At 56.5% G+C, this 21,186-nt stretch carries 18 protein-coding genes; 6 read left to right on the top strand and 12 right to left on the bottom strand.

Annotation, left to right across the window (positions count from 1 at the left end; genetic code table 11):
- From NQH49_RS06625 to NQH49_RS06615, 3 genes are all read right to left on the bottom strand, one after another.
- Window positions 1-1,134, bottom strand: a complete 1,134-nt coding sequence (locus NQH49_RS06625; protein ID WP_256696055.1) for a PQQ-dependent sugar dehydrogenase — start codon at window positions 1,132-1,134, stop codon at window positions 1-3.
- Window positions 1,135-1,238: 104 nt separating this feature from the next.
- On the bottom strand, window positions 1,239-1,895 hold the full coding sequence (locus NQH49_RS06620) for a DUF3313 domain-containing protein (RefSeq protein WP_008102487.1): 657 nt from the start codon (window positions 1,893-1,895) through the stop codon (window positions 1,239-1,241).
- A gap of 118 nt (window positions 1,896-2,013) precedes the next feature.
- The gene (locus tag NQH49_RS06615; RefSeq protein ID WP_256696054.1) at window positions 2,014-2,649 is read right to left on the bottom strand and encodes a carbonic anhydrase; all 636 of its coding nucleotides are present in this window, start codon (window positions 2,647-2,649) and stop codon (window positions 2,014-2,016) included.
- Between the two features lie 326 nt (window positions 2,650-2,975).
- Here NQH49_RS06615 and rimO point away from each other — a divergent pair, with 326 nt between their 5' ends.
- Window positions 2,976-4,301, top strand: a complete 1,326-nt coding sequence (gene rimO / locus NQH49_RS06610) for a 30S ribosomal protein S12 methylthiotransferase RimO (RefSeq protein ID WP_256696053.1) — start codon at window positions 2,976-2,978, stop codon at window positions 4,299-4,301.
- Here rimO and NQH49_RS06605 read toward each other — a convergent pair.
- Window positions 4,298-4,747: a DUF4385 domain-containing protein gene (locus NQH49_RS06605; protein ID WP_008102491.1), complete on the bottom strand. Its 450-nt coding sequence runs from the start codon at window positions 4,745-4,747 to the stop codon at window positions 4,298-4,300. The two genes, rimO and NQH49_RS06605, sit on opposite strands and share 4 nt — an antisense overlap.
- A 115-nt stretch (window positions 4,748-4,862) precedes the next feature.
- Here NQH49_RS06605 and NQH49_RS06600 point away from each other — a divergent pair, with 115 nt between their 5' ends.
- Window positions 4,863-6,524 (top strand): methyl-accepting chemotaxis protein, encoded by a 1,662-nt coding sequence (locus NQH49_RS06600; protein ID WP_256696052.1) that lies wholly within the window; start codon window positions 4,863-4,865, stop codon window positions 6,522-6,524.
- A 67-nt stretch (window positions 6,525-6,591) separates the two neighbouring features.
- Here NQH49_RS06600 and gsiD read toward each other — a convergent pair whose 3' ends face one another.
- The 5 genes from gsiD to NQH49_RS06575 all read right to left on the bottom strand — a co-directional run bounded on the left by gsiD (window position 6,592) and on the right by NQH49_RS06575 (window position 12,908).
- Complete coding sequence (gsiD, locus tag NQH49_RS06595) at window positions 6,592-7,497, bottom strand: glutathione ABC transporter permease GsiD (protein ID WP_061717201.1); 906 nt, start codon at window positions 7,495-7,497, stop codon at window positions 6,592-6,594.
- Window positions 7,498-7,507: 10 nt separating this feature from the next.
- The gene (gsiC, locus tag NQH49_RS06590) at window positions 7,508-8,428 is read right to left on the bottom strand and encodes a glutathione ABC transporter permease GsiC (protein ID WP_256696050.1); all 921 of its coding nucleotides are present in this window, start codon (window positions 8,426-8,428) and stop codon (window positions 7,508-7,510) included.
- A gap of 49 nt (window positions 8,429-8,477) precedes the next feature.
- Window positions 8,478-10,013: a glutathione ABC transporter substrate-binding protein GsiB gene (gene gsiB, locus NQH49_RS06585; RefSeq protein WP_256696048.1), complete on the bottom strand. Its 1,536-nt coding sequence runs from the start codon at window positions 10,011-10,013 to the stop codon at window positions 8,478-8,480.
- Window positions 10,014-10,076: 63 nt separating this feature from the next.
- Entirely contained in the window at window positions 10,077-11,933 is a 1,857-nt protein-coding gene (gsiA, locus tag NQH49_RS06580; RefSeq protein ID WP_256696047.1) for a glutathione ABC transporter ATP-binding protein GsiA, read from the bottom strand.
- Window positions 11,934-11,942: 9 nt separating this feature from the next.
- Window positions 11,943-12,908 carry an isoaspartyl peptidase/L-asparaginase family protein gene (locus NQH49_RS06575; protein ID WP_256696046.1) on the bottom strand — a complete coding sequence of 322 codons (966 nt, stop codon included), beginning with the start codon at window positions 12,906-12,908 and terminating at the stop codon, window positions 11,943-11,945.
- A gap of 289 nt (window positions 12,909-13,197) precedes the next feature.
- Between NQH49_RS06575 and moeA the strand changes: the two genes are divergently transcribed.
- Window positions 13,198-14,433, top strand: coding sequence for a molybdopterin molybdotransferase MoeA (gene moeA / locus NQH49_RS06570; RefSeq protein WP_256696045.1), 1,236 nt, complete (start codon window positions 13,198-13,200; stop codon window positions 14,431-14,433).
- Window positions 14,433-15,182: a molybdopterin-synthase adenylyltransferase MoeB gene (gene moeB / locus NQH49_RS06565; RefSeq protein WP_256696044.1), complete on the top strand. Its 750-nt coding sequence runs from the start codon at window positions 14,433-14,435 to the stop codon at window positions 15,180-15,182. The genes moeA and moeB overlap by 1 nt, the downstream gene beginning before the upstream one ends.
- 35 nt (window positions 15,183-15,217) lie before the next feature.
- On the opposite strand, the gene NQH49_RS06560 is transcribed toward moeB, so the two are convergent.
- Window positions 15,218-16,669 carry an FAD-binding oxidoreductase gene (locus NQH49_RS06560; RefSeq protein WP_256696043.1) on the bottom strand — a complete coding sequence of 484 codons (1,452 nt, stop codon included), beginning with the start codon at window positions 16,667-16,669 and terminating at the stop codon, window positions 15,218-15,220.
- Between the two features lie 17 nt (window positions 16,670-16,686).
- Window positions 16,687-17,472 (bottom strand): SDR family oxidoreductase, encoded by a 786-nt coding sequence (locus tag NQH49_RS06555; protein WP_256698386.1) that lies wholly within the window; start codon window positions 17,470-17,472, stop codon window positions 16,687-16,689.
- Window positions 17,473-17,865: 393 nt separating this feature from the next.
- On the opposite strand from NQH49_RS06555, the gene NQH49_RS06550 reads away from it, so the two are divergent.
- Both NQH49_RS06550 and NQH49_RS06545 read left to right on the top strand, forming a co-directional pair.
- Entirely contained in the window at window positions 17,866-19,137 is a 1,272-nt protein-coding gene (locus tag NQH49_RS06550; RefSeq protein WP_256696042.1) for an MFS transporter, read from the top strand.
- A gap of 1 nt (window position 19,138) precedes the next feature.
- The gene (locus NQH49_RS06545) at window positions 19,139-20,575 is read left to right on the top strand and encodes an FGGY-family carbohydrate kinase (RefSeq protein ID WP_256696041.1); all 1,437 of its coding nucleotides are present in this window, start codon (window positions 19,139-19,141) and stop codon (window positions 20,573-20,575) included.
- A gap of 24 nt (window positions 20,576-20,599) precedes the next feature.
- On the opposite strand, the gene NQH49_RS06540 is transcribed toward NQH49_RS06545, so the two are convergent.
- Window positions 20,600-21,175, bottom strand: coding sequence for a glycerol-3-phosphate responsive antiterminator (locus NQH49_RS06540; RefSeq protein ID WP_256696040.1), 576 nt, complete (start codon window positions 21,173-21,175; stop codon window positions 20,600-20,602).
- Window positions 21,176-21,186 lie beyond the last annotated feature (11 nt).

The raw sequence follows: 21,186 nt of genomic DNA, 5'->3' as shown, positions 1-21,186 counted from the left end.
TTAACCGCGTGGGGCGCTGGCGGCGTCTGGCAGCCCCACTTTCAGCAGCTTGCCGTTGGATTCATCGGTTAGCACGTAGAGATAGCCATCCGGGCCTTGTCGTACATCACGAATACGCTCGCCACGATCCTCCAGTAAGCGCTGTTCCTCCACCACTTTCGCGCCATTCACCTGCAGGCGAATCAAACTCTTCTCCTTCAACGCGCCGATAAACAGTGAGTTTTTCCATTGCGGGAAGCGCGCGCTATTGTAGAACGCCATGCCGCTGATGGCGGGCGAGACTTTCCAGTAGTGCAGCGGTTGCTCGGTACCTTCGACTTCACTGCCTTTCGCTTCCGGCACTTTCTCTCCGCTGTAATCAATGCCGTACGTTGCCAGCGGCCAGCCGTAATTTTTGCCCTTCTGCGGAATGTTTACCTCATCGCCGCCGCGCGGGCCGTGTTCGCTTTCCCACATTTGCTGCGTCCACGGATTGAGCGCCAGCCCTTGCGAATTGCGCATGCCGTAAGACCAGATTTCAGCACGCGCGCCCTGGCGATTAACAAACGGGTTGTCCGGCGGGATTTCACCGTCTTTGGTCAGACGCACAATTTTGCCGGAGAGCTTATCCAGCTGCTGCGCGCTGCTGCTGGCGAAATTGTCACCGAAGGCGATATAGAGAAAACCCTGACGATCAAACGCCAGTCGCGTGCCGATATTGGCGCCACTCGACAACTTCGGCGTTTGCTCCAGCACCACTTTAAAGTCGCTCAGCTGGCGATTGTCATCGCCTAATCGGCCATAACCCACCACGCCGCCGGCGCGGCCGCTGGCATCGGCGGTGGTGTAGCTGAGCCACACGCGGCGGCTTTGGGCAAAGTCCGGCGCCAGCACCACATCCAGCAGGCCGCCCTGACGATTCGCCCACACCTTCGGCACGCCGCCGATCGGTTGCGACAGGCCTTTGCCCGGCTGCCAGCTGCGCAGCTGGCCGGATCGTTCAGTAATTAACAGCGTTTGATTGTCGGGCAGAAAAGCCACGGACCACGGATGATCGAGCTTATCCTGCAGCACCTGAACCTGCACATCGGCAGCGAATAACGGTAAGGTCGTGCTTAAAGCGCCAAACAGCAACGCGGCGGGCAGTAAACGCATGGCATTCTCCTTTATCACGGTCTGCCGTTAAGGGTAGTCAGCGCGTGACAAAGGATGTGCAGGATTTACAAAACATTAAGCCCGGCGCGCGGCCGGGCACAGGTTCAGGGCACGGAGAACGCCAGCGTGTCACGCACCATCTCGTCAATGCCTGGACGGAGATCGGTGAGGGTAATTGGCGTGTTGTTATTCGGTAGGGTTTTGCCGAAGGCTTTGCGCACTACTTTAATCATCGGCTTGCCGGTTTGTGCATCCACCGCTTCGATTTCGAGGAACAGCGAGCTCTCTTGTGTGCGATGTCCGGTTGCCGCCATGGTGCTGGCGACCACGGCAGCAATCGGCACCACTTCGTAGAACTGCACGCCTTCATTTTCTGCCGATACCGCCGTAATCGCCGCTTTCACCAGCAACGTACGCGGGCCTTTGGTGGTCACCAGCGGCTTGCGTTCAGAAATCGCCCGCTTCAGCTGGCTATCGGTGTAACTGCGCACCTCATCCAGCGTTTGCTGGCTGATACGTGCAGTCGGGTGCGCCGCCGGATAATAGACCACCGGCGTGTAAACCACGCCTCGATAATCGGCATCGTGATAATCGGGAGAGATCCAGCGCAGCGTCGGTTTACCGCTTGGCGATTGGGTCGATTGCAGCTGACTATAATCGCCGAGGAAGCCGGAATATTGTTTTTTGTCGGCCACATGAGAGGTACAACCCGCAGCCAGCAGCGCCAGCGTTAACACGGGAACACAAAGGGGAAATCGCATGAGAGAGCCCTTATCAGAGGTAATTGCTTCTCAAGTGTAGAAGTTGGTTTTCAGCGCGGGAGGAAATATTAGCGAAATGCGAGGAAAAACCACCTGCATTGCAGGTGGTTAGGCGGAATTACTCGAAGCAGGTTTCCGGGTTTTCCGACAGTGAAATAAAGGATTCACCACCTTTGGTCAGCGCAATGATGCCACCACTCTCAATATCATAAACCCACCCGTGCAGGCGCACTTTGCCTTTACGCAGCGCCACCGCCACGGAAGGGTGTGTTTTGATATTGTTCAGCTGCGCAATCACGTTCTCTTTCACCATTTCGTTGAGACGTTTCTCAACCGAATCGTAGTTGCGCTCTTCCACCACCGCTTTCGCCGCGTTGGCGTAGTGCAACCAGTGGTCAACCGCGGGCATGGTTTCCAGATCGGCATTGGAAGCAATCGCGTTCATAGCACCGCAGTTGGAGTGACCACAAATAATAATTTCGGTCACGCCCAAAGCAACAACCGCATACTCAATGGTGGCGGACACGCCGCCCGGCTCTGGACCAAACGGCGGTACGATGTTACCGGCGTTTCGGATCACGAACAGCTGACCCGGCTCCGACTGCGTCACCAGCTCTGGCACCAGACGGCTGTCTGAGCAGGAGATAAACAGGGCTTTGGGATTTTGGTTGGATGCCAAACTTTTGAAAAGATCCTTCCTTTCAGGGAACACATTCTGTTGAAAATTCAGAAAACCTTTGACGATCTCTTGCATATGTCTGCTCTCACATTATCCACTTCTGCCCTGGCAGTGAGGATTCACTATCAGTGCGATTTGAAATTTTCAGTGAAGATAAGTACTTACCTTTACCGACCCAACATTTAAGCAAAACACGTCAGCTTACACAACTCGGATCACGTTCGCAGACGAGCAACGCAGGCGCGGCGCTTAATGAGAGCGCGCGTCGCTCACTGAGTTAAGCATATCTCCAGCACGTTGGTTGTCGATAAGGAGATTCTTACACAGCCTATACATTTTCCTCTGCAACCTCTGTACAATCGCCCCCCTATCCACACTAATTATGATGAATTTTTAACCTTATGAGCCAAGTCAAAAATCCACCGCGCGTGGGGTTCGTCTCCCTCGGCTGTCCGAAAAACCTCGTCGACTCTGAACGCATCCTGACGGAGCTGCGTACCGAAGGCTATGACGTGGTGCCACGCTACGATGATGCGGAGATCGTCATCGTTAACACCTGTGGATTTATTGATAGCGCCGTACAGGAATCTCTGGAAGCGATTGGTGAAGCGCTGAACGAGAACGGCAAAGTGATCGTCACCGGCTGCCTCGGTGCCAAAGTGGATCAGATCCGCGAAGTGCATCCGAAGGTGCTGGAAATCACCGGCCCGCACAGCTACGAGCAGGTGCTTTCGCACGTGCACACCTATGTGCCTAAGCCGGAGCACAACCCGTTCCTCAGCCTGGTGCCAGAGCAAGGTGTCAAACTGACGCCGCGCCATTACGCCTACCTGAAAATTTCCGAAGGCTGCAACCATCGCTGCACCTTCTGCATCATTCCATCGATGCGTGGCGATCTGGATAGCCGTCCAATTGGTTCAGTGCTCGACGAAGCCAAACGTCTGGTAGAAGCCGGCGTGAAAGAGCTGCTGGTGATCTCACAAGACACCTCCGCTTACGGCGTGGATGTCAAACATCGCACCGGTTTCTGGAACGGATCGCCAGTGAAAACCAGCATGGTGAGCCTGTGCGAGCAGTTAGCCAAACTCGGCGTGTGGGTGCGTCTGCACTACGTTTATCCGTATCCGCATGTGGATGACGTTATTCCGCTGATGGCTGAAGGCAAGATTCTGCCGTACCTCGACATTCCGCTGCAGCACGCCAGCCCGCGCATCCTCAAGCTGATGAAGCGTCCAGGCGCGGTAGAGCGTACGCTGGAGCGCATTAAGCGCTGGCGTGAAATCTGCCCAGAGCTGACGCTGCGTTCAACCTTTATCGTCGGCTTCCCTGGCGAAACCGAAGACGATTTCCAGATGCTGCTCGACTTCCTGCAGGAAGCGCGCCTCGATCGCGTTGGCTGCTTCCAGTACAGCCCGGTAGATGGCGCAACCGCCAACCAGTTGCCGGATCAGGTACCGGATGACGTGAAGCAGGATCGTTTTGATCGCTTCATGCAGCTGCAACAGAAGATCTCCAGCGAACGTCTGCAGGAAAAAATCGGCCGCGAAGTGCTGGTGCTGATTGATGAAGTGGATGAAGAAGGCGCGGTCGGCCGCAGCATGGCTGACGCGCCGGAAATTGATGGCGCGGTCTATCTGAACGGCGATCGTCAGGTGAAAGTCGGTGATGTGGTGCGCGTTAAAGTCGAACACGCCGACGAATACGATCTGTGGGGCACGCGCGTTTAACCATACTTCTGCTGGTGCGCACGCTTGCGCGCCAGATAGTCAGTATCCGCGCGCAGTTTATCCCAGCACGCTTTGAAAACGGCCGCCGCAGCGGCCTTTTCTTTTTCTGTGGTACGCGGCAGTTCGTTGCCCGCCTCGTCATATTTTCGTCCGCCCTGATGATTGCTGTAGCGGCGCGCTCGCGTATAACCCATCTGAATATATTTGCGCGCCATGTCCATGCCGACAAAATCGTCCTGCGCGCGATACGCTTCAAATAACTGCATAATCTGCTGCGAAGACTGTTTTGCCAACTCGACGGTACGAAAACGCCAGTGCGGCAGAATCTCACTTTTGTAAGGTTCGACCATCAACACGCCCTGCTCGCCGCGCCCCACCTGATACAGTTCTGGCTGCTGGCGAAAATCGATGTGCTTGAAATCCTGCTCATAATTAAACGCTTTCATCTGCTTTTTCCCGCCTCTCGTCATCCTGTGACGTAATTATTTCCCGCTGGCACTTAAGCGATTTGCTTTTATACCGATAACTTCACTATCAGCCTACTTCCTCAGAGACGCACCTATGTTTAAACGAATGAAAATTGTGACGGCCATCATGATGATATTGGTGGTTTTCACCGCGATGCAGGCGATTTCCGGCTCGCTGTTTTTATCATCACTGATTACCGGACAGCATAATTTCACCACCAGCAATCAGCTGTCGCACCAGCAACGGGAGCTGGCCGATGGCTGGCAAACGCTGGTGAAGACCCGCGTGATCATCAACCGCGTCGCCATTCGTATCCTGAAAAAACAGACGGATGAAGCGTCAGTCGCCGCCATCAACAAACTGCTGATCAGCGCAGGTGCGTCACTGGATGAAGCGAAGCAACATTTTGATCTTTATAAGAGCATGCCGCGTATCGCCGGACAAAGCGCGGATTCAGCCAGTGTAGTCGACGCTAAGTTTGCTGCCTTCGCTGAATTGCTGAAACAGTCGGCGGCGTTCCTGAAAGCCAATGATTACGCCGCCTATGGCAACCTTGATGCCCAGCAGGCGCAGGACGATCTGGAAGTGGCTTACAAACAGTGGCGTGAGCAGAACGTGCAGCTGCTGGCCGAGCGCAATGCGGAATATGACAATAACTATCAGCACATGCTGGTGTTGGTCGCCGTAATGGCGGTGGTTGTGGTGCTGCTGCTGGTTGCCGTGTGGATTCTGGTGCGTCGCATTCTGCTGGCACCGATGAAGCTGGTACAACAGCAGATGGAACGCTTCGCCGATGGCGATCTCTCTGCCCGTTTGCAGGTGGAAGGCCGCAGCGAAATGGCGTCGATTGCCGCCAGCCTCAACCACATGCAGCAGTCGCTGCTCAGCACCATCAACAATGTGCGTGATAGCGCGGACGCGATTTTTGGCAGCGCCAGCGAGATTGCCACGGGAAATAACGATCTCTCCTCACGCACCGAACAACAGGCAGCGTCACTGGAAGAGACTGCGGCGAGCATGGAAGAGCTGACCGCCACGGTGAAACAGAACGCCGATAACGCCCGTCAGGCGACGCAACTGGCGAAAACCGCCTCGGAAACCGCCGACAAAGGCGGCAACGTGGTAGATGGCGTGGTGAAAACCATGCGCGATATCGCCGACAGCTCGAAGAAAATCGCCGATATCACCAGCGTGATTGATGGCATCGCCTTCCAGACCAACATCCTTGCGCTCAACGCAGCAGTAGAAGCGGCACGCGCCGGTGAACAGGGTCGCGGTTTTGCCGTGGTGGCAGGCGAAGTGCGCAATCTGGCACAGCGCAGCGCCCAGGCGGCGAAAGAGATCAAACTGCTGATTGAGAATTCCGTGCAGCGCGTCAACACCGGTTCGCAACAGGTGAGCAGCGCCGGTGAAACCATGCAGGAGATCGTCAGCGCTGTCACCCGCGTCACCGATATCATGGGCGAGATTGCTTCGGCATCTGATGAGCAGAGTCGCGGCATCGACCAGATTGGGCAGGCGGTGAACGAGATGGATCGCGTCACGCAGCAGAACGCCACGCTGGTGCAGGAATCCGCTAATGCGTCGGCATCGCTGGAACAGCAGGCCAGCAGCCTCTCTTCTGCGGTGGCCCGCTTCAAAACCGGCGCTCGCCAGGCCGCTGCGCCGGTGGCGAAGATGGTGAAACCGGTGATAACGCCAACCCGCGCCGCACCTGCCACCGCGCACAATAATGACAATTGGGAAACGTTTTAAGGGCGGGATTGTGCGGTTGTCGAAAAGGTCGCCATAAATGGCGACCTTACGGGCGACCAAACCACCATCAGGTCTTCAATTTCGGATCCAGCGCATCACGCAAACCATCACCCAGCAGGTTAAACGCCAGCACGGTGAGGAAAATCGCCAGGCTTGGGAAGATGGCGACATGCGGCGCAATCACCATATCGGCGCGCGCTTCATTGAGCATTGCGCCCCACTCCGGCGTGGGTGGCTGCGCGCCGAGGCCGAGAAAGGACAAACTCGCCGCCGTAATAATCGACGTACCAATACGCATAGTGAAATAGACCACAATCGACGACACCGTGCCGGGCAGGATGTGACGCATGATAATGGTCCAGTCCGACGCACCAATGCTACGTGCCGATTCAATATAGGTTTGATGTTTCAGCACCAGCGTATTGCCGCGCACCAAACGGGCAAATGCCGGAATGCTGAAGATCGCCACCGCAACAATCACGTTGCTCATGCCGCTGCCCATAATTGCCACCACCGCAATCGCCAGCAAAATGCCGGGGAACGCGAACAATACATCGCAGATGCGCATGGTGATGCGATCCCACCAGCCTTCGTAATAGCCCGCCAGCAGACCTAACACGGTGCCGATCAGCGCGCCAATCGCCACCGAGAAGAAACCGGCAATCAGCGAAATGCGCGTGCCGACCAGCACCCGGCTGAAGATATCGCGCCCCAGCGAATCAACGCCAAACCAGTGCATCAGCGATGGCCCTTCGTTCAGCCGGTCGTAATCGAAATAGTTTTCCGCATCAAAAGGCGCAATCAGCGGCGCGATAAACGCCACCACAATCAGCAGCAGCACAAACAATCCGGCCAGCAGCGCCACATGCTGACGGCGAAAGCGCCGCCAGAATTCGCGCCACGGCGTGCGTACCCGGTTTTCCGTGATAGTCGGCATGGTTTTCAATGCCGCGGCTCGTCGCCAGTTCTTCAATTGCGACTCCTTACTTGTAGCGAATGGCCGGGTTGATTGCCGCGTACAGCACGTCAACAATCAGGTTAATCAGAATGAATTCCAGCGAGAACAGCAGCACTTCGGCCTGAATCACCGGGTAATCGCGCATCTCGACTGAATCCACCAGCAAGCGGCCTAAGCCTGGCCAGTTGAACACCACTTCCACCACAATCGAGCCGCCGAGCAGGAAACCAAACTGCAGGCCCATCATGGTAATCACGGGAATCATGGCGTTACGCAGGCCGTGTTTCACCACCACCAGCGATTCGCGTACCCCTTTGGCGCGCGCGGTGCGCATGTAATCTTCCTGCATCACCTCCACAAACGACGCGCGGGTGAAGCGCGCCATCACCGCCGCCACCGCTGCACCCAAGGTGATCGATGGCAAAATGTAGTGTTTCCAGCTATCCGCGCCGACGGTCGGCAACCAGCCAAGCTCGACGGAAAACACCTGCATCAGCAGCATGCCAAGCGCAAACGCCGGGAAAGAAATACCCGACACCGCCAGCGTCATGCCGATGCGATCGGGCCAGCGATTGCGCCACACCGCCGAGGTGATGCCAATCGCCATACCGAAAATCACCGCCCACACCATGCTGCTCAGTGTCAGCCACAGCGTCGGGAAAAAGCGCGCGGCAATTTCGTCAATCACCGGACGTTTCGAGACCAGCGAATGGCCGAAATCGCCCTGCACCGCATTGATCATAAAGTGCCAGAACTGCTTGATCAGCGGCTGATCAAGACCGAGATCCTGACGCACCAGCGCCACCACCGAGGCATCCGCTTCCGGGCCGGCAATCAGGCGCGCCGGATCGCCCGGCAGCAAATGGACGAACAGGAACACCAGCACCGCCACAATCAGCAGCGTGGGAATCAGTCCCAGTAATCGTTTGAGAAAATAGTTGAGCATGCGAAGTCCTGCGCAGCATCGGCCAGCCCGCTAAGGCTGGCCGCGTCTGTTACTTCAGATCGGCCTCATCAAAATTGAATGAGGTATCGGGCATGACATAAAAACCGCTGAGGTTTTTATTGTTGGCTGACAGCAGTTGTTCCACCACCAGCGGGATCCACGGATGGTCGTTCCAGATGCGATCCTGCGCGTCTTTGTACAGCTTAGCTTTCTGGTCGCGATCGGTGGTTTTAAGCGCATCGGCAAGGTCTTTATCCACCTGCGGATTGCTGTAGAAGGCGGTGTTGAAGATCGCTGGCGGCCATGAGGTGGTGGCGAACAGCGGCGTCAGCGCCCAGTCGGCTTCACCGGTTGAGGCTGACCAGCCGGTGTAGAACATGCGTACACCGCTCTCTTTCTGACCTTTACTCTCCACTTCAGCCGCACGTTGACCGGCATCCATCGCCGTCACTTTCACCTTCACGCCCACCTGCGCCAGCTGCTGCTGGGTGAACTGCAGCACTTTCTGCGCGGTACTGTGGTTATGCGACGACCACAAGGTGGTTTCGAAACCGTTTGGGAAGCCCGCTTCCTTTAGCAGTTCGCGCGCTTTGGCCGGATCGTATTTGATCGCCGGATAGCTCTGCGCAAAGTCGATGCTCGGCGGCACGATGCCGGTGGCTGGCGTGGCGTAACCGGCAAAGGCGACTTTCGCCAGCGCCTGACGGTTAATCGCGTGCTCTAGCGCTTCACGCACTTTCGGGTTATCAAACGGCTTTTGCGTCACATTGAGGCTGATGTAGCGCTGCATGATCGATGGCGTGGTGACCACATCGAGCTTGCTGTTACCTTCCAGCAGTTTGGCCTGCTCGAACGGCACCGGGAAAGCAAAGCTCGCTTCGCCGGTTTGCAGCATCGCCGCGCGGGTGTTGTTATCCACCACCGGACGCCAGGTAATGCTATCCAGCTTCGGATAGCCTTTTTTCCAGTAGCCATCCCACTTCTTCACTTTCACGAAGTCGGTCTGGTTCCAGGTATCAAAGGCAAACGGGCCGGTTCCCACCGGATGGAAGCCGATATCCTTGCCATATTTCTTCAGCGCAGTCGGCGAAATCATCACCGCCGCCGGATGCGCGAGGTTGTTGATGAAGGCCGAGAATGGCTGCTTCAGGGTAATCTTGATCGTGCTCGGATCGACCACTTCGGTGGTGGCGATATATTTGAACAGGTTATAGCGTTTGAGATGGTTATCCGGATTACTGGCGCGATCGAGGTTTACTTTTACCGCTTCGGCATTGAAGTCGGTGCCATCCTGGAATTTCACGCCGGGGCGCAGCTTGATGGTGTAGGTCAAACCGTCGCTGCTCGCCTGATAGCTTTCTGCCAGCACGTTGGTCAGCTTCATGTCTTTATCGAAGCCGAACAAGCCCTGATAGAAGGACTTCGCCACCGCCTGCGACAGCGTATCGTTCGCGTCATACGGATCGAGCGTGGTAAAGGTCGAGGCCACCGCAATCACCGCATCTTTCGCCGCCCACGCGGGCAGCGCCAGCGCCGAACTCAACAAACCGGCAGTGATAACCCCTTTTCGCATAATATGGTGCATCGTTATCGTTCTCCTGTAATCCCTGTCATGCGCGACATCCAAAGATGTGCGGTTGTTTGCTGCTCAGGCGCCGCTAATTGCGTGCCGGGCGACAAAATGGCCCGGTGCCACTTCCAGTAAAGGCGCCACTTCCGGCTCATCGCCCAGCGGGCGAATCGGGCTGGGGATCTCATCCACCATCAGCGCCCGCTCACGATGCCGATGCGCCGGATCGGCCACCGGCACAGCGGCCATCAGTTTTTTAGTGTACGGATGGCGCGGCTGCTCAAATACCGCCTGGCGCGGCCCCATCTCCACAATCTGTCCGAGATACATCACCGCCACGCGATGGCTGATGCGTTCCACCACCGCCATATCGTGCGAGATAAATAAGAAGGCGATACCAAATTCACGCTGCAAATCGAGCATCAGGTTGATGATCTGCGCCTGAATCGACACGTCCAGCGCCGACACCGATTCATCGGCGATCACCACTTTGGGATTGAGCGCCAGCGCGCGCGCAATGCAGATACGCTGGCGCTGGCCGCCGGAAAATTCGTGCGGATAGCGCTGCGCATGTTCCGGTAGCAAACCGACGCGCTCCAGCAGCCAGGCAACGCGTTTCTCCGCCTGACGGCGATCCAGCGTTTTATGCACCAGCAGCGGTTCCATGATCGAGAAACCGACGGTTAAACGCGGATCAAGCGAGGCGTAAGGATCCTGGAAAATAAACTGGATATCGCGGCGCAGTGACGCCAGCGCATTGCCCTGCAGCGCATCGATGCGCTGGCCGTCAAAGGTGATGGTGCCGCCCTGGCTGGCCACCAGCCGCAGCAGTGAACGTCCGGTGGTGGATTTTCCGCAGCCGGATTCCCCCACCAGCGCCAGCGTTTCACCGGCATGGAGATCGAAACTGACTTTCTCCACCGCGTGCACGCGACGCTTGACGCGATTGAGCAAGCCGCCGCGAATATCAAAGCGCGTGACCAAATCACGCACCTGCAAAATCGGCGGTCGATCGTGACGCACCGTGTCCTGCGGCGCGGCCTGCTCTTCGCGTCCGTTGGCATGCAATAAGGGAAATTTAGCCGGTAGCGGCTGGCCGTGCATCGCCCCCAGTTTGGGCACCGCTGCCAGTAACGCGCGGGTATACGGCTGCTGCGGTTCAGCAAACAGCTGCTGCACCGGCGCGCGTTCCACCACATCACCGCGATACATTACCTGCACGCGGTCGGCCATCTCCGCCACCACGCCCATATCGTGGGTAATAAAAATCACCCCCATCTGCATCTCTTTTTGCAGCACGCGGATCAATTGCAGAATTTGCGCCTGAATGGTGACGTCGAGTGCGGTGGTGGGTTCATCGGCAATCAGCAACGCCGGTTTGCACGACAGCGCCATGGCAATCATCACACGCTGGCGCATGCCGCCAGAGAGTTGATGCGGATAGCGCGATAACACATTTTGCGCTTCGGGAATGCGCACTAAATCGAGCATGCGCCGTGCTTCCGCCAACGCCTGCTGATGACTTTTGCCCTGATGCAGACGGATGGATTCCGCAATCTGCTCGCCAACCGTGAATACCGGATTGAGCGAGGTCATCGGCTCCTGAAAAATCATCGCCATATCGGCGCCGCGCACGTTGCGCATCTGACCGTTCGACGCGCGCATCACATCCAGCACCTCGCCATTGCGACGACGCAGCTCGATTTCGCCGCTCACTTCACCACCGGCCTGCTGAATCAAGCGCATCAGCGCCAACGAGGTGACAGATTTTCCCGAGCCCGATTCGCCCACCAGCGCCAACGTTTCACCGCGATGCAGGTTGAGCGACAGGTTGCGTACCGCTTCGGTAATGCGCCCTTCATGCTCAAAGCGCACGTTAAGATCGCGCACCGCCAGAACCTGCTCCGGCGCAAACTGCAGCTTTTGGTCCGTCATGCCTGCTCCTTAGCTGTCGCGGTAAATTGCTACCTCAACGTCGCCATCCACATAGGCGAATCCGCGATACATGCCTTCGCTGTTAAACGGCAGCGCCACATTGCCTGCGGCGTCAATGGCAATCAGCCCGCCGCTGCCCTCCAGCTCCTGCACTTTGTCATGAATGACGTTGGCGGTGGCCTGCTGCAGCGAGCGTCCGGCGTAATGCATCTGCGCCGCCACGTCATAGGCGGCGAGCGTGCGGATAAACACCTCACCGGTGCCGGTACAGGAGACCGCCACGGTGTCGTTGCTGGCGTAGCAGCCCGCGCCGACCAACGGCGAATCGCCCACGCGACCGGCCTGTTTGTTGGTCATGCCGCCGGTTGAGGTGGCGGCCGCCAGATTACCCTGAAGATCGAGCGCCACCGCACCGACGGTGCCGAATTTGCGATCCGGGTCCAGCGGATCGTCGCTGTGGCTGTTTGCTTCACCGTCGTGATCCAGCACCATCTGCTGGCTGTGCAGCGCGCGCTGCAGCTGTTCCCAGCGCTCCGGCGTGGAGAAGAAATCGGCCTCGACCGGCGCTAAACCCTGCGCTGCGGCAAAGGCTTCTGCGCCCGCACCGATAAACAGCACGTGCGGACTGTTTTCCAGCACTTTACGCGCCGCCAGAATCGGATTGCGAATGTGGCTGACGCCCGCGACCGCGCCGACGTCCAGCGTGCGGCCATCCATAATGCTGGCATCGAGTTCATGCGTGCCCTGATGGGTGAACACCGCGCCCTTGCCTGCGTTAAACAGCGGACACTCTTCCAGCAGGCGCACGGCTTCTGTAACGGCATCCAGCGCACTGCCGCCGGCGGCCAGAATTTGCTGGCCTGCGGTAACGATTGCGCTGAGTTGCTGACGATAGTGCTGCTCTTTTTCGACGCTCATTGCCGCACGCGTAATCGCGCCCGCACCGCCGTGAATTGCGATAACTGCTTTAGCCATAACCGGTACCCTGTGAAGGAATCAGAACCAAAAACACTGATTTAGAATGGTTTTCATCTTTTTTTGGCAATTTTCGACTATAGAAAGGCACCCTCATCTTGTAAAGCAGAAACTGCCTGCGCGGTCATAACCTTTTATTGTGGATTATGCTTTTTTGGTTGTGAGTGGTTTTCCTGATCACCCTAAATGGCGACCCTACAAATTCCCCTTCCTGACCACCAACTCTCGCTTAACGGCCACGCATTACCCATAATAGACCGCATCTGAAATTAACCAGGCAGAATTGGACATGGAACCTTTTACCGCAGGATTAATCTCCCTCGAAGACGCGCAGCAAAAGATGCTGCAACAGCTGACGCCGATCAGCGATTCGCTCAACGTCTCGCTGTTTGAAGCCGCCGGACGTATCACCGCGAAACCGATTCTTTCACCGCTTGATGTGCCCTCGTTTGATAACTCGGCGATGGACGGCTATGCGCTGCGTCTGGCCGATATCGCGCCCGATCGCGTGTTGCCGGTGGCCGGTAAAGCCTTTGCTGGTGCGCCGTTTAACGGCGAATGGCCAGCGGGCAGCGTGATCCGCATCATGACCGGCGCGCCGATTCCCGCCGGTTGTGATGCCGTGGTGATGCAGGAACAAACGGAGCAGCGCGACGGCGGCATAGTGATTACCGCGCCGGTGCAGGCCGCGCAGAACATTCGTCGTATCGGCGAAGACATTCAGGCGGGCAAACAGGTGCTGGACGCCGGTGTGCGTCTCGGCGCGGCCGAATTGCCGCTGCTGGCGTCGCTGGGCATTGCTGAAGTGAGCGTGCTGCGCAAACTGCGCGTGGCAATTTTCTCCACCGGCGATGAGTTGCAAGCGGTCGGTCAGCCGCTGGCGGAAGGCCAGATTTACGACACCAACCGCTTTACCGTGGCGTTAATGCTCAACAAACTCGGCTGCGAAGTGATCGATCTTGGCGTCATTGCCGACGATCAGGCGGCGCTGCGTACCGCCTTTACCGAAGCCGATCGTCAGGCCGATGTGGTGATCAGCACCGGCGGCGTGTCGGTTGGCGAAGCCGACTTCACCCGTGCGATGCTGGAAGAGCTCGGCGCCATCACCTTCTGGAAACTGGCTATCAAACCCGGCAAACCTTTTGCCTTTGGGCGTCTGGCTAATAGCTGGTTCTGCGGTTTACCGGGCAATCCGGTTTCTGCGGCGGTCACTTTCTATCAATTAGTTCAGCCGCTGCTGGCCACCTTAACCGGCCAAACCACGCGCATTATGCCGCTGCGCCAACGCGCACGCGCCACCCAGCGTTTGAAGAAATCGCCGGGTCGTCTCGACTTCCAGCGTGCAATTGTTAGCCGTGGCGATGACGGCGTGCTGGAAGTGCGCAGCACCGGTGCACAAGGTTCGCATGTGTTCAGTTCGTTTGCGCTGGCCAACTGCTTTGTGGTGCTTGAGCGCGATCGCGGCGATGTCGAACCCGGCGAATGGGTGGAGATCGAAGCCTTTAATACGCTGCTGGAGGGCTAATGAGCGTTGAGTTGAGCGATGACGAGATGCTGCGCTATAACCGCCAGATCGTACTGCGCGGTTTTGATTTTGATGGCCAGGAGAAACTGAAGGCATCACGCGTGTTGGTGATCGGTCTCGGCGGTCTCGGCTGTGCGGCTGCGCCTTATCTGGCATCAGCGGGCGTGGGACATCTCACCTTGCTCGATTTCGATACCGTTAGCCTGAGCAATCTGCAGCGTCAGATCCTGCACAGCGATGCAAAAATTGGCATGGCAAAAGTCGCCTCGGCGCAGCAGCAGTTAGACGCAATTAATCCGCATTGTCAGCTGGAGCCAATTGATGCTCAGCTGGACGACGCGCAGCTCAGCGCGTTAATTGCGCGTCACGACGCGGTGGTGGATTGCACCGATAACGTCGATACCCGCGAGCAGATCAATCGCCTGTGTTTTCAGCACAAGGTGCCGCTGATCTCCGGCGCGGCGATCCGCATGGAAGGCCAGCTCTGCGTCTTCACCTGGCAGCCCGGCGAACCCTGTTATCGCTGCATCAGCCGTTTGTTTGGCGATCAGGTGTTAAGTTGCGTCGAAGCGGGCGTGATGGCACCGCTGGTTGGCGTGGTTGGCGCGATGCAGGCGATGGAAACCTTAAAAGTGCTGACGGCTTTCGGTCAACCCGCTAGCGCGCGCTTACTGATGTACGACGCGATGAGCGCAGAATTCCGCAGCATGAAGGTGGAGCAGGACGCGCACTGCGAAGTGTGTGGGTAGGGTCGCCATTTATGGCGACCTAATCAAAAACAACATTATTCCTGCGGGAAAATGGTGCCTTTATTCATAATCCCCTTCGGATCAAACGCGGTCTTCAGCGCCTGCAAAATCGGCCAGGCGCTGCCGTGCTCCTGTTTCGCCCACTGCACGCGATGCTTACCAATGCCGTGGTGATGCACCATCGAACCGCCCAGTTTTAGCGTCTCTTCCACAATCATGCCATTAAGCGGAACATGGTATTTCGCCATCTCCTCTTCTGGGCGGCAATCCACCACGTTGTAGTCATAGACGAAATACATGTTGGTGCCGTTGATGTAGCTGTGCGACGAGTGCCCGCCAAGCATAGTGATGTCCTGCGCATGCGGGAATTCGTTGCGAATGCGCTTCAGCACGTTTTCGTAGATGGCATTAATGGTGGACCAGTTGCCCGACACTTCGGTGGTGAAGCCCATGTTGCCGGTGCGCATAATAAAGTCGCGCTCGGCCTGCACTTTCTCCGGTCCCCAATTGAGGTTTTCGAACCAGTTTTGGATCAGCTTGCTGTCAACCGGCTGGCATTCGCGGTGCTGCGCCACAATCGCCTCAATGCCTTTCCCGGTGGCTTCGCTGATCCCGCGCGTCCCTTCCGCCATGAAAATCAGCACGCATTTGTCTTTCGAGAAGTGACTAAAGTGTTGATTGGCATCCTCAGGATCGTAGAGACGCGCAATCGACGGGCGATAGCCATCAACCATCACTTCACGCAGGATGGCGAAGCCGGTTTTCATCGAATCAAGCAGATAGCCATAAAAACGGTTATTTTCTGGCTGATATTTAAACATTTTCACCGTGACTTCGGTGATGTAACAGAGCGCACCTTCGTTGCCGATAATCACATGGCGGATATCCGGACCGGCCGCACGACGCGGAACGTTTTTGATGCGGGTGATGTCACCGTTCGGGAACACCGCTTCCAGGCCCACCACCATATCTTCGATGGCGCCATACAGCGTGGAGAATTGCCCAATACTGCGCGTGGCGACCAAGCCGCCCATCTGCGCTAAAGGCTTCGACTGCGGTGAATGGCCGGTGGTGTACCCCTGCGCGCGCAGCTGATTTTCCAGCACTTCCAGCGTTACGCCACACTGCGCGGTAACCTGCATGTTCTCGATATCGATCTTAATAACCTTATTCATGCCAGAACCATCCAGCACCACTGAATTCGGCGCTGCAGTTTCCAGCCCGCCTTCGGTAGCCGATGCGCCGGTACGCGGCACGCCGTTAATCTGGTGGCGATTCATAAAGGCCAGCACTTCGGAAACCTGCTGGGTGTTTTGTAATTTCACCACCGCTGCCGGAATCGGCATGGTATACACGCCGTGAATATCGGCATATTTACGGAACCGATCGTGGCTGCTGCGCTTTAATTCTGCTTCATCGGTAATCACCTGCTGCGGACCGGCGATCTCTTTTAATTGTTCAACAATAGCTTCGCGTGAAAGCGTCATAATTCATTCCTCAATTTTTATCGAACGCGGTAGCCGCCATCGACGACTAACAAATGACCGTTAACGTAATCTGATGCGCGGCTGGCTAAATAGACCATCGCGCCCATTAAATCCTGCGTATTTCCCCAGCGATTAGCGGGAATATGATCCAGCACGCGTTGATTGGTTTCGGGATTACTGCGGGTATTTAACGTAATCGGCGTCGCGTAATAACCCGGCGCAATGCCGTTGACCTGAATATTGTGTTGGCCTAACTCGTCACAATACGCTTTGGTTAAACCGGCAATCGCATGTTTGGTGGCGGCATAGGCGGGCGATCCTTGTCCTCCTAGCCAGGAGAAGAGCGAGCAAATATTAATTATCTTGCCCGACTTCTGCGGCACCATTATTTTTGCCGCCTGATGACTCATTTCAAATGCTGCGGTGAGATTCACCTGAATCATCGGATCCCAATCCTGACGATCAAATTCCAGCACCGAATTTAACTTACAGATCCCGGCGTTATTCACCAGAATATCCAGCCGGCCAAAGCGTTCCAGACATTCGGCAATAATGCGTGCCGGTTCACCCGCCTGCGTGATATCGGCTTGCATGAACTCCGCCCGAACGCCACAACTTTCAATCAGTTGGCGCGTTTCGGCATTGGCTGGCGCCAGATCCGGAATAAACACGTTGGCACCCGCTTTGGCTAACGCCACGGCAAAGGCCTGGCCGAGACCGCTGTTGCCGCCGGTGACAATGGCGCTTTTTCCTTGCAACCCAAAGAAGTCGAGAGAAAAACTCTCCAGCGCTTCCGTCGTCATCATTTCACCTCCTGGCTAAATAACGGGCAATAAAAAAGGAGAAAAGCAAGCTCCTTCGCGGTGAAGCGAAGAAGTTACTTTTCTCCTAATCTCGAGTAACTGCCAATTACGCTAGCATGGCGATTTAAAAATAAAAAGCGATCGTAATCACAAAAGTTATTGCAACAAAAGTACGCGCTAATCACGCCTTATAATTTACTGCGCACAAAATACATAGGATAAAACCGAGAGCGCAGTGAAACTGGCTTTTGTGATTTTCTTCACAACGCAAACTCTTAGCTGCGTGTTAAAAATGGCGTCCGTTACTGTCTGAGACGAAGAGAAAAGTAACTTTCCGCAATTGCGGAGAGGACGCTTTTCTCTTTTTTTTGTTTCTAATTTTGGGGATTTGAGATGCACGCTAAAAATACCACGCGCTGGCTAACCCTGGCGGTAATAAGCATCAGCGGGGGCATTAGTTTCGATCTCGCCTATTTACGCTATATCTATCAAATTCCCATGGCGAAATTTATGGGTTTTTCCAATACCGAAATTGGTGTCATTATGAGCACCTTCGGTATTACAGCGATTTTACTTTACGCGCCTGGCGGCATCATTTCTGACAAATTCTCGCACCGCAAAGTGATGTCCGGCGCGATGATCGCCACCGGCTTATTGGGCATGATTATGGCAACTTATCCGCCGCTGTGGGCGATGTTGCTGATTCAGATTGCCTTCGCCATCACCACCATTTTGCTGCTGTGGGCCGTATCGATCAAAGCGGCATCGCTGCTCGGCACGCGTGAGGAACAAGGCAAAATCATGGGCTGGATGGAAGGCCTGCGCGGTGTCGGCGTGATGGGCCTCGCGCTGTTTACCGTGTGGGCGTTTTCACGCTTTCATCCGGACGATCCCAACAGTCTTAAAGCGGTGATCCTGATTTACAGCGGCACCTATATTGCGCTGGGGATCGCCTGCTGGTTTCTGGTCAGCGATGGCTTTGCCCAGAGCGGCGACGAGGCACAATCTGCCTTCAGCCTGCAACATGCGCTGCGCGTGCTGAAAATGCCCACCACGTGGTATTGCAGCATGATCATCTTCGGCGTCTATACGCTTTACGCTATTCTCAGCTACTCCACCAACTATCTCTCAGAGATTTACGGCATGTCGCTGGTCGCCGCCAGCTATATGGGCATCATCATCAACAAAGTGTTTCGCGCCATTTGTGGCCCAATGGGCGGTATGCTCACCAGCTACAGCCGCTGGCGCTCGCCAACGCGCGTGATACAGGTATTCGCATTCGTGAGTTTCACCACGCTGATTCTGCTGTGGCTGGTTACCCGGCAACCGGTAAGTTTAGTGCTGGCGATTGGCCTGATTCTGTTGATGGCCTTTACCTGCTATGCCTCGCGCGGGCTCTACTTTGCCTGCATCGGCGAAGTGAATACGCCAAAACAAATTTTGGGCACCACCATCGGCATCTGTTCGGTGATTGGTTTTCTGCCGGATGTCTTCGTCTACCCGATCATTGGCCACTGGCAGGATACGCTGCCGCCCGCTCTCGCCTATCGCAATATGTGGATGATGGGCGCCTCGGCCAGCGTGGTGGTGCTGGTGTTTACCGCATTATTAATGGGACAAATCAAGCGCGTCGCGGCTGCGACAGCGCTGGCAAAAGGAGTCTGATATGTCTGGCTATTTGATGGGCATCGATGTGGGCACGCAAAGTGCCAAAGTGGTGATCTTCCAAACCGATGGCAAGATGCTGTGCAGTGCTCAGCAACCACTGCGCGCGCTGGCTATTCCGCAGCCAAACCGTGCTGAACATCCTGAAGACGATCTCTGGACATCGGTGCAACAAGCCTGTCGCGCGGCAATGCTGCGTTTTCACCAGCTGGGCGGGCAACCGCATCAGCTGCTGGCCGCCGGGTTGTGCGTGATCCGCTGCTGCCGTGTGCTAATGCGCGCTGACGGTGAACTGGCCTGGCCGGTGATCAACTGGATGGATGTGCGTCTCAATCAGCCTTATCAGCACGAAACGGCTTATGGCGACGTTCGCTGGATCACCACCACATCCGGCTATATCACCCATCGTCTTACCGGCGAAACGCGCGATACCAGCGCCAATTATATCGGCTGCTGGCCGATGGATGATGTGCGCCAGGATTGGGATAACCTGCAGATGCCAGCCTGCAATCTGCGCCGCGAACAGCTGTTTGATGTGGTGCGGCCGGGCGACGTACTCGGTCAGGTAACGTCTGCCGCCGCCAAAGCCAGCGGCCTGCCGCAAGGCCTGCCGATTGTGGCAACCGCGCATGATAAAGCGGTGGAAGCCTTGGGCGCGGGTGCGTTAGCCGATAATGAAGCGCTGATCTCACTCGGCACGTATATCGGTGCGATGGTGCACGGCGATGAAACCCCGCGCAGTAGCGATCACTTCTGGCCGTTTCAGGCCGCGCTGCCACAACGTTTTCTCTACGAATGCATGGGCGTGCGGCGCGGCATGTGGACCATCAGCTGGTTCCGCGATCAGTTTGGCGCCGCCGCTGTCCAGGATGCGCAGGATCGCGGCATCGACATTGAGAGCTTGCTAAGTGCCGAAGCCAGCCGTGTGGCCGCGGGCAGCAACGGGTTGATCACACTACATGATTGGGCAGCACCGGCGCACGCACCGTGGCGCAAAGGGGCAATCATCGGATTCGATGGCCGCCATACGCGCGCGCATCTGTTCCGCTCGCTGCTGGAGGGCATTGTGTTCACGATGAAGAATCATCTGGATCCGATGATGCAGGCGCTGGAGCGCCCGCTGGCGCAGCTGGTGATTTCGGGTGGCGGTGCCAATAGCGATCTGTTTATGCAACTGTTTGCCGACATCTTTGGCGTGCCAGCACGACGTAATGCCATGCGCAGTTCAGCGGCGATCGGCTGTGCCATCAGCGCGGGCATGGCGGTTGGCGTGTGGCAAGATTACGCCGATGCGGTGACAGCGCTGGTGCAGCCAGGCGAGACCTTCATGCCCAACGCCGCACATCATGCGCACTATCAGCAACTGAACCAGCATGTTTATCAGCAGTTGCATGCTGCGCTGGATCCGCTGCTACAGCGGTTAAGCAACCTCGGATAAAACCGGTGCGCATGAATGCGCACCCTACGAAATACCGGCAGCCAATGGCCACACGCTGGCATTGGTCGTGGACACCGCCAGCGCGCCAGCTGCCAGCGCCAGACGTGCATCCTCTTCATCGCACACCAGCCCGCCGGCAATGATCGGCTGGCTGATGCGTTCGGTGATCCAGCCCAGCACTTTCGGCATACAGCCAGGCAGGATTTCAACAATATCCGGCGCTGACTGCGCCACTTGCTTCTCAATGTTGTTGAAGGAGATGGAGTCGAGCACGAAGAGCCGGTGAATCGCCCAGAATCCGTGCTGGCGCGCGGCTTTCAGCATCGCCGGTTTAGTGCTGATGATGCCATCCGCCTGGGTGACGATTTTCAGAAACTGAATCACCACTTCCTGACGCGAGCTGCCTTCCAGCAGATCGACATGGACGAAGGCCATTTTTCCGGCCTGTTTGATCTGTCCAACGATACGCCCGATGTTGCAAATGTTGCCGTAGAGCACCGATACCACCTGACAAGGTGAATCCAGCGCCTGCTGCAGACTTTGCGCATCTTTCACCGCCGCCACCACCGGCGCGTTCTTTAACAACTCAACTAAATCCACTGCACACCCCC

This window comes from Pantoea trifolii (genome assembly GCF_024506435.1).
GTDB classification, from domain to species: domain Bacteria; phylum Pseudomonadota; class Gammaproteobacteria; order Enterobacterales; family Enterobacteriaceae; genus Pantoea; species Pantoea trifolii.
This window is presented reverse-complemented; position numbering and strand designations above follow the sequence as displayed.

Bases quoted from the DNA above. Each gene is read 5' to 3' on its own strand.
- NQH49_RS06625 (WP_256696055.1), bottom strand. From the start codon at position 1,134: ATGCGTTTACTGCCCGCCGCGTTGCTGTTTGGCGCTTTAAGCACGACC.
- NQH49_RS06620 (WP_008102487.1), bottom strand. From the start codon at position 1,895: ATGCGATTTCCCCTTTGTGTTCCCGTGTTAACGCTGGCGCTGCTGGCT.
- NQH49_RS06615 (WP_256696054.1), bottom strand. From the start codon at position 2,649: ATGCAAGAGATCGTCAAAGGTTTTCTGAATTTTCAACAGAATGTGTTC.
- rimO (WP_256696053.1), top strand. From the start codon at position 2,976: ATGAGCCAAGTCAAAAATCCACCGCGCGTGGGGTTCGTCTCCCTCGGC.
- NQH49_RS06605 (WP_008102491.1), bottom strand. From the start codon at position 4,747: ATGAAAGCGTTTAATTATGAGCAGGATTTCAAGCACATCGATTTTCGC.
- NQH49_RS06600 (WP_256696052.1), top strand. From the start codon at position 4,863: ATGTTTAAACGAATGAAAATTGTGACGGCCATCATGATGATATTGGTG.
- gsiC (WP_256696050.1), bottom strand. From the start codon at position 8,428: ATGCTCAACTATTTTCTCAAACGATTACTGGGACTGATTCCCACGCTG.
- gsiB (WP_256696048.1), bottom strand. From the start codon at position 10,013: ATGCACCATATTATGCGAAAAGGGGTTATCACTGCCGGTTTGTTGAGT.
- gsiA (WP_256696047.1), bottom strand. From the start codon at position 11,933: ATGACGGACCAAAAGCTGCAGTTTGCGCCGGAGCAGGTTCTGGCGGTG.
- NQH49_RS06575 (WP_256696046.1), bottom strand. From the start codon at position 12,908: ATGGCTAAAGCAGTTATCGCAATTCACGGCGGTGCGGGCGCGATTACG.
- moeA (WP_256696045.1), top strand. From the start codon at position 13,198: ATGGAACCTTTTACCGCAGGATTAATCTCCCTCGAAGACGCGCAGCAA.
- moeB (WP_256696044.1), top strand. From the start codon at position 14,433: ATGAGCGTTGAGTTGAGCGATGACGAGATGCTGCGCTATAACCGCCAG.
- NQH49_RS06560 (WP_256696043.1), bottom strand. From the start codon at position 16,669: ATGACGCTTTCACGCGAAGCTATTGTTGAACAATTAAAAGAGATCGCC.
- NQH49_RS06555 (WP_256698386.1), bottom strand. From the start codon at position 17,472: ATGACGACGGAAGCGCTGGAGAGTTTTTCTCTCGACTTCTTTGGGTTG.
- NQH49_RS06550 (WP_256696042.1), top strand. From the start codon at position 17,866: ATGCACGCTAAAAATACCACGCGCTGGCTAACCCTGGCGGTAATAAGC.
- NQH49_RS06545 (WP_256696041.1), top strand. From the start codon at position 19,139: ATGTCTGGCTATTTGATGGGCATCGATGTGGGCACGCAAAGTGCCAAA.